Below are 15,070 nucleotides of genomic sequence, written 5' to 3'. Positions count from 1 at the left end.
TTTTTTGATTGATTATTTTTTTTAATTATTAGATATTCAGTAAGTTGTGTCTAATTTACGATTTTTTAATGAATTGATTTATCTCATAAAATATTAGACGGTTGATTTAGCTTTTGGTTTCAAGAGCGGTGTTTTTTTTATTGATAAATCATTAAAAGGATTTCCTTATGAAAGTGAGTGCCGCATGAGGGATAGCAGCGGTATCCTTTTGTGAAGAGAAACGGAACAAAAGATTTAGCGAATAGCCCGGCCCGCTTTTTCAGCGGGTCATGCCCATGTAAATATTTAGATTTTCGTAGCCTTTACGGCAAATAATTGCTGTATTTTAAAGCTTATGTATAATTATTACTTATTTTTACGACCCAATATTAGATTTTCCCTTGATGCAAACTCCATTAAAAATTGCTGTAGTTGGTTCCGGACTCGTAGGATCACTTTTGGCAATTTATCTTAAAAAAGCCGGACATACTGTTCATGTTTATGATCGCAGTCCGGATATTCGCCAAATCAATTTCTCCGGACGTTCTATAAATCTTGCTATGTCCAATCGGGGCTGGAAAGCGCTGGATGCAGTTGGTATTGGAGACTCGGTTCGTGAAATTGCAATTCCGATGGACAAGCGCGCGATTCATTTGGTTGATAAACTTAATTTTCAGAATTACGGTCAGGAAGGAGAATCGATATATTCGATTTCAAGAGGAAAACTAAACCGAAGAATGATTGACCTGGCTGAAGAGGCAGGTGCCGAATTTTATTTTGAACAGAAGGTTTGGGATGTTACTTTGAATGATGCGACTTTGCACATTGGAGAAACCGAAAGAGGGGAGTGGGAAGAAAGAAAGTTTGATATGGTTTTTGGGGCCGATGGTGCCTTTTCCAGGATTCGCCACAGAATGCAGCGTCAGAGCATGTTCAATTATTCACAGGAATTTTTGAATATGGGTTATAAGGAACTTAATATTCCGGCAAATGCAGATGGCTCGCATAAACTGGATAAAAACTCTTTTCATATCTGGCCAAGAGGAGAATATATGCTGATTGCGCTTCCTAATCTTGACGGAAGTTTTACCTGTACTTTATTTATGCCTTTTGAAGGAGAAAATTCATTTGCTTCATTAACAGACCGGGAGATGGTAGAAGATTTTTTTACGAAAAACTTCCCGGATTCAATTGAGGTAATTCCGGAACTGGCAAATGATTTCTTTAAAAATCCAACGAGTACTTTGGTAACGATGAAATGTTTTCCGTGGACTTTTGAAAATAAAATCGCATTAATTGGAGATGCATGTCACGCCATTGTTCCGTTTTACGGGCAAGGAATGAATGCCGGTTTTGAAGATATTTCGGTTTTAAATGAAATGATTGAAAGGTATGGTGACGACTGGACAAAGATTTTTTCAGAATATCAAATTTCGCGTAAGCCAAATGCAGATGCGATTGCAGAACTTTCTTATCGCAATTTTATAGAAATGAGCACTAAAACGGCAGATGAGAAATTTTTGCTGCAAAAGAAGATAGAAAAAGTTTTTTCAGACAAACATCCTGATAAATGGATTCCGTTATATAGTCGTGTAACATTTAGTGATCGTCCTTACGCAGAGGCTCTGGCGATAGGAGATTTCCAAAACGAAATCATGGAAGAAGTTTTAAAATTAGATAATATCGAAAACATCTGGAATTCACCAGAAGTTGAAAACAGGATTCTGGAATTGCTTCACAAATAAATTCAATGTCAAAAATCAATTTCTGAATTGATTTTTGACATTGTAATTGTTTTTTATTTTTTTAAGAATTTCGATAAAACTCCAAAAACGCCTCTTATAAACGTAGCACTTGTAACAACTTTAAGAACAGATTTTGTAACTACTTCGGTAGTGCTGGGCTCTGTTTTTGAAGGTTTAGCAGGAGCTTGTTTTTCTTGTTCTGTTGCTGCCTGTACAGCCTCTTCAATTTTTTTGTTCAGAATTTCGTAGGCACTTTCACGATCGATTTCTTCACTGTATTTTTTAACTAATTTGGATTTGTTGTTTATTTCTTCAATTTCATCAGTAGTTAAAATATCCATTCGGCTTTGAGGAGCGCGCATCATGGTCGCAACCAATGGGGTCGGGACTCCTTTTTCGTTCAGGGCAGTCACCAGTGCTTCCCCAATTCCTAAACTCGTAAGTAATTCATCGGTTTTGTAATATTCAGAAGTTGGGTAATTATCTGCTGTTTTTTTAATTGCCTGACGATCATTTGCGGTAAAAGCCCTAAGAGCATGCTGGATTTTTAGTCCCAGCTGTGCCAAAACACCACTTGGAACGTCCATTGGATTCTGCGTTATAAAATAAATACCAATCCCTTTTGAACGAATCAGTTTTACAATCGTTTCAATTTGCTCTAACAAGACTTTGCTGGCTTCATTAAAAATTAAATGAGCTTCATCAATAAAAATAACTAATTCAGGTTGGTCAGCATCTCCTTTTTCCGGCATTTGCTGATAAATTTCCGCCAGTAGGCTTAACATAAAGGTAGAGAACAATTTTGGTTTGTCCTGAATGTCGGTCAGGCGAATGATATTTACGTATCCTTTTCCGTTTTCATCAATTCGCATCAAATCATCAATTTCAAAAGATAATTCCCCAAAAAACAAATCGCCTCCCTGTTGCTCGAGTTCAATTATTTTTCTTAGGATAGTTCCTGTGGTTGAAGTAGAGATCTTACCATAACTTTCTTCAATTTCCTCTTTACCTTCTTCTGTAATGTAGTTGATGACTTTTTTAATATCTTTTAGATCCAATAAAGGCATGTTCTTATCATCACAATATTTGAAAATTACAGCAACAACGCCTGCCTGCGTGTCATTAAGATCTAAAATCCTTGAAAATAGTACTGGTCCAAATTCAGAAACAGTGGCACGCAGACGTACACCACTTTGTTTAGATAATGACATTAACTCAACAGGAAATGCAGCTATACTATAAGGTAGGTTTATTTTAGCATGACGTTCAGTAATAAAACCTTCTTCTTTTCCTTCTTTTGCAATACCGCTAAAATCACCTTTTATGTCCATCATCAGAACAGGAATTCCGGCATTTGAAAGCTGCTCCGAAAAAACCTGGATTGTTTTCGTTTTACCTGTCCCGGTAGCACCTGCAATGAGCCCGTGACGATTTAAAGTTTTAAGAGGGACTTTTACATGCGTTCCCGGTGTTGCTTCTCCGTCCAGAATAGCACCGCCTAAAATGATGCTGTCACCTTTAAAGGAATATCCTTTATTTATATCCTCAATAAAATTGTCCTTTTTATTCATTTTTTGTTCGTGATTTAGATGATTATAAGAGTATTGCTTAGGTTTTAATGGTTTTAATATGATTTTTTTAACATTAAACCGGCCTTTTTAGTTGGAAATAATGTAAAAAATAATTTCGCAACATTTTAAGAAGATAGCAAAGGAATATTTGAATATTTACTAAAACGTTGTAATTTTTCTACAAATTGACCTTTTTTTTGTTTTATTAAAAAAATGATGTGGGCAATTTAATGAGAACTTTTTTAAAATCAAGTTAAATTTGCTTCAATTAAATTAAAAAAAGTTTTTTTATTTAAACTAAACGTATAAATTTGCTACCCTACAAGTTAAATTATAACTAAAAATAAAAATTATTTAAAACTATTAAAATTAAAAAAAATGGCAAACGTTAAAGTTAAAAAAGAAAGCACTTCAAATGGAGGAGGAATGGTTTCAGGAATCATTATTGCAGCATGTGTTTTTGTTGGTTGGTTAATCTGGAAATTCGTTATGGGTGATTCAGCTAACTTTGAAGGTGGTAATCCTGAAACAGGTCACCCAATCAATACTTTAGGAATGGTGTATAAAGGAGGTTTCATTGTACCAGTATTATTAGGTATGTTTTTAATGGTTGTTGTTTTTTCTATTGAAAGATTTATCGTTATTTCAAAAGCTGCAGGTAAAGCTAACTTAGATACATTTATGAAAAATGTACAGGGAAGTATTAAAGAAGGAAACATTGAGGCTGCTATCGCTTCATGTGACAAACAACAAGGTTCTGTTGCAAATGCAATTAAATCTGCTTTGATTAAATATCAGGACGTTAAAAAAGAAGGATTCAACAGTGAAGAAGCTTCAGAAGTAATCCACAAAGAAATTGAAGAGGCAACTTCATTAGAAATGCCAATGTTAGAGAAAAACATGACTATCATCTCTACTTTAGTATCATTAGGAACATTAGGAGGATTATTAGGAACAGTATCTGGTATGATTAAAGCGTTTGGTGCGTTAGCTTCTGCTGGTACTCCTGATCAGGCTGCTCTTGCAACAGGTATCTCTGAGGCACTTATCAACACTGCAACAGGTATCTCTACTTCTGTATTAGCGATCGTTTCTTATAACTTCTTTACTGCTAAAATTGACGATTTAACATACTCTATCGATGAGGCTGGTACTACAATCGTTAATACTTACAGAAAATTCAGAGGAAGCTTAAGACAATAATTAATTTTTGATAATAATTAGAATTATTTGATAATAATTAGAATTAATTATCAAAATAAAATAAAAAGAGAATGGCTAAAATAAAAATGAAAAAAAAGTCAACATCGACAGATATGACTGCCATGTGTGATGTTGCGTTCCTTTTGCTTACGTTCTTTATTTTGACCGCTACTGCTAAGGTGCCAGAGGCACTTCCTGTTGATACTCCATCATCTACTGTACAGACTAAATTGCCGGATTCAGATTTGGCTATCATCTCAGTAGGTAAAGATAAAGAAGGAAAAAGCAAAGTGTTTTTTGATCTAAAAGGAAGAGAGTTGCGTAAAAAAACTCTTGAAGGAATGGGTAATAAATTAGGCGTTTCTTTTTCAGATCAGGATAAAGAGAAATTTGCATTAATGGATGACTTTGGTGTGCCTCTTGCAAGTCTAAAGCAGATTATCGATATGAAAGCTGCTGACAGAAGTAAAGCTAATCAGCCAGGTATTCCGATTGATTCTTTAAATAATCAATTAAAAGAATGGCTTTTAGTTTCAAGAAGAGCTGCGATTGACTTAGATGATAAGGAATTGCAGATTGCAATTAAAGGAGATGCTAAAGAAGATTATCCACAAATCAAGAAGATTATGGATATCTTACAAGACCAGAAAGTAAATACCTTTAACTTAGTTACAGGTATGAGAGGGAAAGATTTTTAATTAAAAAAGATACACTAAAATGGCTGAATTAAATACCGGCGACGGTGGCGGCGGGAAAGGTGGCAAAGTAAGAAGTAAAAAACAAAACTCGAAAGTCGATTTAACGGCAATGGTAGATTTGGCATTCTTATTGATCACATTCTTTATGTTGACCACAACGTTGTCAAAACCGCAATCGATGAATTTAGGTTTGCCAGATAAAGATGAGGATGACACTAAGAATAAGGACATAAAAGTTGATGAAAAACGAACTATGACTATTATGATGGGTGAGAATAATAAACTTATCTATTATATGGGATTATTAGATTCTCCTATAGCTGGGCCTAAAGATATTGAGTATGGAAAAGGCGGTATCCGTAAAGAATTACTGGCTCGTAAAAAGTCTGTAATTGAATATACAGGAGACAAAAATAAGGGGATTATCGTAATCATCAAGCCAGGTAAAAAATCTAAGTATAAAAACTTAGTAGATATTTTGGATGAAATGGCTATTACAGGAGTTGGGACTTATGCAATTGTTAATGACTTTCAACCTAAAGAAACAGAATTGTTAGAGAAAAAATAAAAGCAATTTTATTTTGTCAATAACCTAATAATCAAGAAATATGAAATTAGATATTATTAAAAATCAGTGGCTTGATATCGTATTCGAAGGACGTAATAAGATATATGGAGCATACGAGCTGAGAAAATCAAACACTAAAACTACGGTAAGAGCGCTTATCATTGGTTCTGTTATTTTCAGCTTAGCTATTGCTGCACCTCTTATTGCCAGCTTTTTACCAGATTCAGGTGAAGAGGAAGTAAATAACGATATTAAAATTACGACGGTAAAATTACCTCCTAAGCCAAAAGAGCCGGTAAAACCAAATTTGCCGCCTCCACCACCACCGCCACCAAAAGTGGATCAAGTGAAATTTGTTAAGCCAGTAGTGGCTAAGACTGAAGAGATTACTGAGGAACCACCAAAAATTGTGGATCTTAAGGAAAAGAAAATCGGTTCTGAAACTATCAAAGGTGATCCGGATGCAGTTTTAACTGTTGATGAGCCAGTAGGTAAAGGTCCGGTTGCTGAAATCGTTCAGGAAGACAACAACGTATACAACACAGCTGGTATCGAAGTAAAACCAGACTTTCCTGGAGGAATGGAGAAATTCTACAAATTCGTAGGAAACAATTACAAGACTCCGGAAGAAGAAGGTTTAAAAGGTAAAGTATATGTTACTTTTGTAGTTGAAAAAGATGGTTCATTAACAGATATTAAAGTTTTGAGAGATATCGGTTACGGGACTGGAGCTGAAGCTATCAGGGTTCTTAAAAAATGCCCAAAATGGACTCCAGGCGAACAAAATGGTAAAAAAGTAAGGGTACTTTACTCTCTGCCAATTACTATTCAATCTGCAGAATAATGTTAAAAAATATACTTAATAGTATTCAGAAGAAATCGCTCAAAGAGCGATTTCTTCTCGTTTTAGGAATATTGTTTTTTTTAATTTATCTTCTACTGGGTTTAATGATTATGTTTTGGAAGAAACTGCCATTGAACATGGATCCTATGTACAGGTACGCATTTGGCATCTTATTGATAGTATATTCCGCAATTCGATTTTTGAGATTAATAAATTCTAACACTGAATAAGTATGTTAAAGAATGTTAAAGTTTTGGGCTTAGTCATTTTTATTTTGTTGTTTGCAATGTGTAATCAAAAAAGTAAAAATGATTCTAATAATGAAACGATTTTAAAAGGGAAGATAGAAATTGCAGTTGATGAAACAGTGAAGCCAATTGTCGACGATCAGGTTGCTGTTTTTGAAGGGACGTATTATGATGCTAAAGTAAATACTAAGGCTAAATCTGAAGCAGAAGTAATTAATGACCTTCTGAATGTAAAAACAAAGGTTGCTATTACAGCGCGAGATTTAACTCAGGCAGAAAAAGATAAATTTATAAAGCTTAAAATAAATCCAAGAGTTACACCGTTTGCGATTGATGCAATTGCCTTTATTTCCAATAAGAGCAATAAAGATACATTGATTGCGTTGAAGACTGTAGTTGATTTCATGAAAGGAATACCAAATCCTCGAATAAAAGGTCTGGTGTTTGATAATCCTAATTCAAGTACAGTACGGTACATGAAAGATTTGGCCAAAGTTAAAGATATTCCTGCTGATGGTGTTTTTTCTTTTAAGACAAACGACGAAGTAATAAAATTTGTTTCTGAAAATGATGGAATGGTTGGTGTGGTGGGAGTTAACTGGCTTTCACAGCCAGCTCCTGAAATGCAGGATTTAGTTCACAATATAAACGTTCTGAGTGTTAAAGGAGTGAAGGATAATAATTATTACAGTCCTACACAAAATGACATCGCTGAAGGTAAATATCCTTTGGCACGTGAATTGTATATCATAAATTGTCAGGGATACACAGGATTAGGAATGGGCTTTGCTTCCTTCATTGCCGGAGATATTGGCCAGCGAATTGTTTTGAAGTCGGGTTTAATGCCTGTCAAAACTCCTGGTAGAGAACTCCAGATTAGAAATCAGATTACAAACGATAAAGAAAATAATTAATTACAATAAAGATGAACAAATTCAAAATTTTAAGTCTTGCCTTAGTTGCTTCAGCTTCTGTTGTAAAAGCGCAAGACATCAAAGAGGCTAAAAAAGCAATCGATGCAGAACAATTTCAGAAAGCAAAGTCTTTACTGAAATCAATTATAAAAGCTAAACCTTCTGATGGTGAAGCTAACTTTGTTTTAGGGAATATATATTTAAATGAAAGTGTTGTTGACTCTGCTAAAATCTATTATTTAAATGGACTAGAAGCATCAGATAAAAAGAATTTAAATTATATTGGATTAGGTCAACTTGACTTGGATCAGAAAAATGCTGCTGCTGCCCAAGCTAACTTCGGCTTGGCAACAAAAGATATGAAACGCAAAGATGTGGATGAATTTATTTATATCGGTCGTGCCTATATTAATTCTGACAATCCTGATTACAACAATGCTATTGCCGTCCTTAAGCGTGCTTTGGCTATTGAACCACAAAATGCTACTGCTCTTTTAGCAATTGGTGATGCATATTACGGAGCAAATAATCAAAATGATGCTTATAAAGCTTACCGTGATGCCTTTACTGCTGATCCAACGCTTTTGAGAGCTAAAATGCAATTAGGAGTTTTGTTGAAAGGAGCCAAATCGTATGATGAAGCAATAAAATCTTTCAATGAAGTTATCGCCTTAAATGCTAATTATGGTCCTGTTTACAGAGAGTTAGCTGAAACATATTACAAATGGGCAAGAAATAAGCCTTCGACTGCTAAAGTGAATTTACAAAATGCAATTACGAATTATGAGAAATATTTAAGTCTTACAGACTATTCTTTAGATTCTAAAATGCGTCATGCTGATTTCTTAATCTTGGTTAAAGATTATAAAAAACTTGAAGAGGTTGCAAACAAAATGATTGCAGAAGATAAAGTGAATCCTAGAATTTTCAGATATTTAGGATATGCTGCATATGAAAATGGTAATCCTGATGTGGCAATTAAATCTATTGAAGATTTTATAAAAGTGCCTACAAACAAAGTAATTGGAAGGGATTATTTATATTTAGGTTTATCTAAAATTAAAAAAGGGACTAATGCAGAAGGTGTAGTAGATCAGGCTGCTTTCGATGCTGGTTTTGCTGATATCAAGAAAGCAATTGAATTAGAACCTTTAGTTGTAGAAGAACTTGCCGATTTTGGTAAAGCTTTATTCGGAAAAAAACAATACACTCAGGCTGCCGCTATTTTTGAACTTGGAGCAGCTAACACAGAATCTAAAAATTATTTAGATGACGCTGTGTATTATGGAATTTCTGTTTACTACGGAAATGCTGGAAAACCTGCTGAAAGCCGTGATAAAGCAGCTTTAGCAAATGCAGATGCTACTTTTGACAAAGTTTTAGTTGCTTCTCCTACTTATGACGAGGCTTACATTTACAAAGCCAGAATCAATAGTTTATTGGATAAAGATGATTTGATTATCAAGTATTATACAGAGTATGTTAATAAAATTACTGCTAAAGGAGCTGAAGAATTAGCTAAACCAGCGACTGTTAAAAAAATTGTTGAATCTTATAATTCAATTGGTGCTGCTTATGCCAATACTGATAAAGCTAAGGCTGTTGAATATTTTAATAAAACTTTGGCTTTGGATCCTGCTAATACTTACGCAGCTCAATCAGTGAAAGCTTTAAAATAATTAATCCAATTATTAAAATACAAAAACCGATAGTTTTCAAAAGCTATCGGTTTTTTTGTTCCGTATTTAATTGACTATCTTTGCACTTTAAAATAAAATAATGTTATCAAAAGAAATACAATTAGAAGTAAATAAAGGAGCAATGTTGCCTTTGATGGAAGAATTTTATACCATTCAGGGAGAAGGTTTTCATACAGGAACTGCTGCTTATTTCATAAGAATTGGAGGTTGTGATGTAGGATGCCATTGGTGCGATGTGAAAGAAAGCTGGAATGCAGAATTGCATCCGCCAACAAATGTGGATTTAATTGTAAAAAATGCTTCCGTTTATGCTGATACGGTTGTTGTCACAGGTGGTGAGCCTCTAACATGGGATATGAGTTTGCTTACCGGTAAATTAAAAGATAAAAATTTAAAAGTTCATATAGAAACGTCAGGTGCTTATCCTTTATCCGGTTCATGGGATTGGATTTGCCTTTCTCCTAAAAAAAATAAATTACCAACGCAGACTGTTTATGATAATGCCGATGAACTAAAAGTAATTATCCATAATAAGCATGATTTTATTTTTGCTGAAGAACAGGCTGAATTGGTAAATGATAGCGCAATTTTATTTCTACAGCCAGAATGGAGCAAAAAAGAAGAAATGACTCCTCTGATCGTAGAATATGTAATGAATAATCCGAAATGGAGAGTTTCTTTACAGACACATAAATATTTAAATATCCCTTAAAAGAATAAAAATTTAAAATAAAAAACTCTTCATGCCGAAGAGTTTTTTATTTTTGAATTTGTCTAGTCCTGAAATAACGATACACAAAAAAACATCGTTATGGAAAACAGTTCAAATTATGTTAAGCGAAGTCAACGAGACTACAGTATGTCGTTAAAACTTCAAATTGTAAGTGATATTGAAAAAGGATTTATTTCTATTACTCAGGCTAGAAAACAGTATGGCATTCAATCCCGTTCAACTGTTGTTCAATGGCTTATAAAATTTGGTAACTTTGATTGGGAGAACCAAAGCCCAATTAAGATGGCAAAAACACCCGAACAAAAGATTATGGAGCTTGAAGCTCAGGTAAAACTTTTAGAGAAGCAAAAGGCATTCTTAGAGAAGCAGGCTTTTGTGGCTGACAAAAAAGTAATTCTATTTGATATGATGATTGATTTGGCTGAAAAAGAATATCATATCGATATCCGAAAAAACTCTGTACCCGAACAATCGACCAATTCCGAGAAAAAGAACGAGAAACAATAGCATTTACCTGTTTTTTGTTCGGGATAGACAGACAGGTTTATTATCGAAAAAATAGAAGTACGGCATCAAAGCATAACAAAGCTGGAGAGGTTGTGTTGATGGTTCAGAAAATCAGAGAAGTAATGCCGAGAATCGGCACTCGGAAACTTTATTATCTTTTGCTGGACAAACTCCATTTAATGAAAATTGGAAGGGATAAATTCTTTGATATTCTCAGAGCTAATCATTTATTAATAAAGCCTAAACGGCTGTATCATGTAACAACCAACTCACATCACCGCTTTAAAAAACATGAGAATTTAATTTTGGATTTAAACATAGACAGACCCGAACAGGTCTGGGTATCTGATATTACCTATGTTGGAAAAAGAGATAATCCTCTTTATTTAAGTTTAATTACAGACGCTTATTCTAAGAAGATTATGGGATATTATACAGCTGATAACTTGAATACTCAAAGCAGTATAAAGGCTTTAAAATTGGCTCTCAAGCAGAGAAAGAATTTTGATCTGCCCTTGATACATCATTCTGATAGAGGCATCCAATACTGTGCTGATCAATATCAAAAAGAGCTTATTAGAAACAATATATTATGCAGTATGACACAAAACTCAGATCCTTATGAAAATGCTGTGGCAGAAAGGATTAATGGAATACTAAAAGACGAATTTTGCATTGACAAATATAATCCAAATTATAAAATTACAAATCAAATTATCAAGGAATCAATTAGTATTTATAATGAGCTTCGACCTCATTATTCAAACTATATGCTGACTCCTAATGAAATGCATCTCCAAAGAGAGATAAAAATGAGAACTTATAAAAGAAAAACACCTGCAAAAAAATCATTGCAGGTGTCTAATTAAATATTTTTGTCTAATAAAATCTGTATCGATTATTTAGGACTAGTCAATTACACAGTTGGTGTAAAAAGTAAACATTTTTAAAGTCTAAATTGTAAGTCTGGCTAAATAATCATAATGTTCGCCTTCTAAAATTAATTCGCATTTAAGTCCATTGGCAATCGCAGCATTTTGAAGCGTATTGTAATCTAAGTAAAGCCAGTTAAAAGGTTCTTCTTTTTCTGCTTTATAAGATATTGTAAAGATAATTTCGCCATAATAATCATTATCTGACGGAATCCATTTTCCTCCATCTTCATCTTCATCAAACATATAAATGATGTCTGAACTGTCTATTAAAATTTGACCGCCCTCATTTAAAAGTGATTTTAGTTTAGATAAATATTTATTGCAGTTCTGTAATTTTCCGAAAATCCCCGTACCGTTCATTAACAAAAGAATCGTGTCGAATTTTTCTTCTTCAACATCTAATATATTTAGAACTTTGGCATTTTTTATACCTCGCAATTTACAAGTTTCAATTGCTTTTTCCGAAATATCAATCGAAGTCACATCTAAATTCCGGTCTTTTTGTAGTGAAAGGCTATGGCTTCCGGCACCACAGCCAACATCTAAAGTCTTTCCGAATGCTAATTGCAACGCTTTTTGTTCCAATTTTGGCATCTCTTTATAAGAGCGGAATAAATAGGCAACGCTCATTTCATCTTCTTCAGAAATTGAAGTCTCGGTAATAATGTCTTCTGGTGAATTATTAGTTTGAAAATCAAACATGGCTTTTCCGAAAAGATCTTTCATTGTAATTTAGTTCAAAGTTTAAGGTTTCGAATTTAAAGTTGTTTAATTTTGCAGATAAATTAATTAATACTCTTGAAACAAATTTTAAATAACTTAAATAAGTTAGCCAAAGATAAGCATATCGAAAACAAAAAGTATTTTGATAAGCTGAAAAAAAAACAACCTAAGAATTTAGATTATATTATGCAGGATTTGCATGATGCGGAATTTAAAAAGACAGATTGTTTGCAGTGTGCCAATTGTTGTAAAACAACCGGGCCATTATTTACTTTGGCAGATATTGAGAGAATATCAAAATCTTTCAGACAAAAACCACAGCAATTTATCGAACAATATCTTCGAATTGATGAAGATAACGATTATGTTTTAAAAAGTGTTCCCTGTACTTTTCTTGATAATGAAAATTATTGTATGATTTATGATGTTCGCCCGAAAGCTTGTAGGGAGTTTCCGCATACAGATAGAAAAAAGTTCCATCAGATTACAGATCTTACTTTGAAGAATGTAGCAATTTGCCCGGCTGCTTATAATATTGTTGAAGAAATGAAGAAGAAAATGCCATTATGAGAGGCTTAAATAATTTGTAATTGTTACGCGTTACAATTCTTTTTTACTTTTTTAAACGTATTTTTGACTGAGAGAAATAAACCGACTTTATAAATATATAAACAACTTATAAATTGAACCTCGAATATTTTATAGCTAAAAGACTTATCACTGCTAAAGATTATAAAAGTAGCATTTCGGCTCCTATTATAAAAATTGCTATTTCAGCTATAGCTATTGGTATTATCATGATGTTGGTTTCAGTTGCAACCGGAATTGGATTACAGCAAAAAATCCGGGACAAAGTTTCCGCTTTCAACGGCCAGATTATCATTTCGAATTATGACAATAATAATTCTGATGTAACATTGATTCCTGTTTCTAAAAATCAGGATTTCTATCCTAATTTCAAATCGCTTCCTGAAGTGAGCCATATCCAGGTAATTGCAAGCAAGGCTGGGATTATCAGAACCGAAAATGCTTTCGAAGGAATTATTTTCAAGGGTGTTGGAGCCGATTATGACTGGAATAATATAAAAGAATATTTAGTAGAAGGAAAGTTGCCGGATTTTTCTAAATTATTAAATGAAGATGTTATAATCTCCAGATTTCTTGCAGACCGATTAAATTTAAAAGTAGGGGATAGTTTTAATACTTTTTTTATTAAAGATGAACAAGGAAAGATGCCTAATAGCCGCCGATTCAAAATTACAGGTATTTTTAATTCCGGTTTTCAGAATTTTGACGCAACATATATAATTGGGGATATTCGTCATATCCAAAGAATTAATAAATGGAAACCTGATCAGGTTGGTGCATTCGAAGTTTTTGTCAAAGACTTCAATAATATTAAAATTACAGGAAATCAAATCTACGAACAAACTTCCTCAAGTTTAGATACTAAAACTATAATTGAGAAATACAGTTATATATTTGATTGGCTTCAGCTCTTTGATTTTAATATTATCGTTATTTTGGCTGTCATGATTTTGGTAGCAACAATAAATATGGTAGTTGCTTTACTAGTACTTATTTTGGAACGTACACAAATGATTGGGATACTAAAAGCATTAGGCGCTAATAATTGGACTGTCCGTAAAATATTTTTGTACAATGCTTTTTATCTTATAATAAGAGGTTTGTTTTGGGGTAACTTAATAGGTATTTCAATATTGTTGATTCAGCAGCAATTCGGTGTCATTCAATTAAATCCTGAAAACTATTATGTCAACCAGGCACCTGTCTATATAAATTGGAGTTATATAGTTTTATTAAATTTAATGACCATTGTAATTTGTTTCTTGGTATTATTAATCCCGTCCTATATTATAACAAAGATTTCTCCGGTAAAAGCAATTCGTTTCGATTGATTTAATAATACAACATCCATAATAGAGTAACCCGGCATTTTTTAAAAACGTGTCGGGTTTTTTAATATATAGTACAATGAATAATTAAGGGAATAGAATGATGATATTAAGTAGCTATTTCCCGCTCTCCGCTTCAATCTTTTCGAGCCGGACGCCTTCACAAAAGGATTTTCGCTACTATCGGGGCTATGGAACAGTTTTCAAAAGATAATTAGAGTTCAGAAAAGCGATTGAAAAGTTAATAAATGTATAAGAACGACAATTGAGAACGTATGTAAATTGTCAAAACGATATTTAAACAATGAAAAGTCTTACAGATCAATAAAAAAGTTCAAAATGTAAGGAAGCTGTTCCCAGTGAGTTAAGAGAAAGGATTGAAAAAGATGGAAAAAATATAAAAAAAAGGGTTGGAAATGTAAATAGATGTGCTACTTTTGCACCCGCAACAGCGAAGGCGTTCATCGAAATACTGACAAGAATAAGGAATCGAGGTTTTAGAAATAAAACAAAAAAAAGATTCAAAAAAGCTTGTGAGATTTGAAAATGCTTTTTACATTTGCACCCCGCAAAACACGGAAGTTCATTGAGAGACTGGTAGGAAAAACGAAGAGATTGAGATTGAAAAAATTTCAAAAAAAACTTTAAATTTTTCTTGCAGGAAACAAAAAGAATTTCTACTTTTGCACCCGCTTTGAAACACAAGCGAAAATAAAAAGAAGATACGTTCGTAGACATATTGAATTGACAGCCGTCTTAACAGAGATGTTAAGGCAAAAGAAATAA

General features: G+C 33.4%; 15 protein-coding genes. 13 read left to right on the top strand and 2 right to left on the bottom strand.

Annotation, left to right across the window (positions count from 1 at the left end):
* The first annotated feature begins 383 nt into the window (after nt 1-383).
* Nucleotides 384-1,724 (top strand): FAD-dependent oxidoreductase, encoded by a 1,341-nt coding sequence (locus tag OZP09_RS10225; protein WP_281310710.1) that lies wholly within the window; start codon nt 384-386, stop codon nt 1,722-1,724.
* 53 nt (nt 1,725-1,777) lie between these two features.
* Here OZP09_RS10225 and OZP09_RS10220 read toward each other — a convergent pair whose 3' ends face one another.
* Nucleotides 1,778-3,295 carry a helicase HerA-like domain-containing protein gene (locus OZP09_RS10220; RefSeq protein ID WP_281310709.1) on the bottom strand — a complete coding sequence of 506 codons (1,518 nt, stop codon included), beginning with the start codon at nt 3,293-3,295 and terminating at the stop codon, nt 1,778-1,780.
* 378 nt (nt 3,296-3,673) lie between these two features.
* Here OZP09_RS10220 and OZP09_RS10215 point away from each other — a divergent pair, with 378 nt between their 5' ends.
* The 10 genes from OZP09_RS10215 (at nt 3,674) to OZP09_RS10170 (ending at nt 11,579) form a co-directional block, all read left to right on the top strand.
* Entirely contained in the window at nt 3,674-4,498 is an 825-nt protein-coding gene (locus tag OZP09_RS10215; protein WP_223683327.1) for a MotA/TolQ/ExbB proton channel family protein, read from the top strand.
* A gap of 71 nt (nt 4,499-4,569) precedes the next feature.
* Nucleotides 4,570-5,196, top strand: coding sequence for an ExbD/TolR family protein (locus OZP09_RS10210; RefSeq protein ID WP_281310708.1), 627 nt, complete (start codon nt 4,570-4,572; stop codon nt 5,194-5,196).
* Between the two features lie 19 nt (nt 5,197-5,215).
* Nucleotides 5,216-5,764, top strand: a complete 549-nt coding sequence (locus tag OZP09_RS10205) for an ExbD/TolR family protein (RefSeq protein WP_269237692.1) — start codon at nt 5,216-5,218, stop codon at nt 5,762-5,764.
* A 40-nt stretch (nt 5,765-5,804) separates the two neighbouring features.
* A complete protein-coding gene (locus OZP09_RS10200; RefSeq protein ID WP_223683325.1) occupies nt 5,805-6,608 on the top strand; it encodes an energy transducer TonB in 804 nt (267 codons plus the stop codon).
* Nucleotides 6,608-6,838 (top strand): hypothetical protein, encoded by a 231-nt coding sequence (locus OZP09_RS10195; RefSeq protein ID WP_269237691.1) that lies wholly within the window; start codon nt 6,608-6,610, stop codon nt 6,836-6,838. The genes OZP09_RS10200 and OZP09_RS10195 overlap by 1 nt, the downstream gene beginning before the upstream one ends.
* A gap of 2 nt (nt 6,839-6,840) precedes the next feature.
* The gene (locus OZP09_RS10190; protein ID WP_269237690.1) at nt 6,841-7,770 is read left to right on the top strand and encodes a PstS family phosphate ABC transporter substrate-binding protein; all 930 of its coding nucleotides are present in this window, start codon (nt 6,841-6,843) and stop codon (nt 7,768-7,770) included.
* Between the two features lie 11 nt (nt 7,771-7,781).
* Entirely contained in the window at nt 7,782-9,449 is a 1,668-nt protein-coding gene (locus OZP09_RS10185; RefSeq protein WP_269237689.1) for a tetratricopeptide repeat protein, read from the top strand.
* Nucleotides 9,450-9,549: 100 nt separating this feature from the next.
* The gene (locus OZP09_RS10180; protein WP_269237688.1) at nt 9,550-10,182 is read left to right on the top strand and encodes a 7-carboxy-7-deazaguanine synthase QueE; all 633 of its coding nucleotides are present in this window, start codon (nt 9,550-9,552) and stop codon (nt 10,180-10,182) included.
* Between the two features lie 99 nt (nt 10,183-10,281).
* Nucleotides 10,282-10,710 carry a transposase gene (locus tag OZP09_RS10175; protein ID WP_269237687.1) on the top strand — a complete coding sequence of 143 codons (429 nt, stop codon included), beginning with the start codon at nt 10,282-10,284 and terminating at the stop codon, nt 10,708-10,710.
* Nucleotides 10,711-10,724: 14 nt separating this feature from the next.
* Complete coding sequence (locus OZP09_RS10170) at nt 10,725-11,579, top strand: IS3 family transposase (protein ID WP_269237686.1); 855 nt, start codon at nt 10,725-10,727, stop codon at nt 11,577-11,579.
* An 84-nt stretch (nt 11,580-11,663) separates the two neighbouring features.
* Here OZP09_RS10170 and OZP09_RS10165 read toward each other — a convergent pair whose 3' ends face one another.
* Nucleotides 11,664-12,371 carry a class I SAM-dependent methyltransferase gene (locus OZP09_RS10165; protein ID WP_269237685.1) on the bottom strand — a complete coding sequence of 236 codons (708 nt, stop codon included), beginning with the start codon at nt 12,369-12,371 and terminating at the stop codon, nt 11,664-11,666.
* A 72-nt stretch (nt 12,372-12,443) separates the two neighbouring features.
* On the opposite strand from OZP09_RS10165, the gene OZP09_RS10160 reads away from it, so the two are divergent.
* Together OZP09_RS10160 and OZP09_RS10155 are read left to right on the top strand one after the other, a co-directional pair.
* Nucleotides 12,444-12,938, top strand: coding sequence for a YkgJ family cysteine cluster protein (locus OZP09_RS10160; protein WP_281310707.1), 495 nt, complete (start codon nt 12,444-12,446; stop codon nt 12,936-12,938).
* Nucleotides 12,939-13,051: 113 nt separating this feature from the next.
* Nucleotides 13,052-14,287, top strand: coding sequence for an ABC transporter permease (locus tag OZP09_RS10155; RefSeq protein ID WP_281310706.1), 1,236 nt, complete (start codon nt 13,052-13,054; stop codon nt 14,285-14,287).
* The last annotated feature ends 783 nt before the right edge of the window (nt 14,288-15,070 follow it).

Origin of the sequence: Flavobacterium flavigenum, from assembly GCF_027111255.2 — a bacterium.
Lineage (GTDB): Bacteria > Bacteroidota > Bacteroidia > Flavobacteriales > Flavobacteriaceae > Flavobacterium > Flavobacterium flavigenum.
This window is presented reverse-complemented; position numbering and strand designations above follow the sequence as displayed.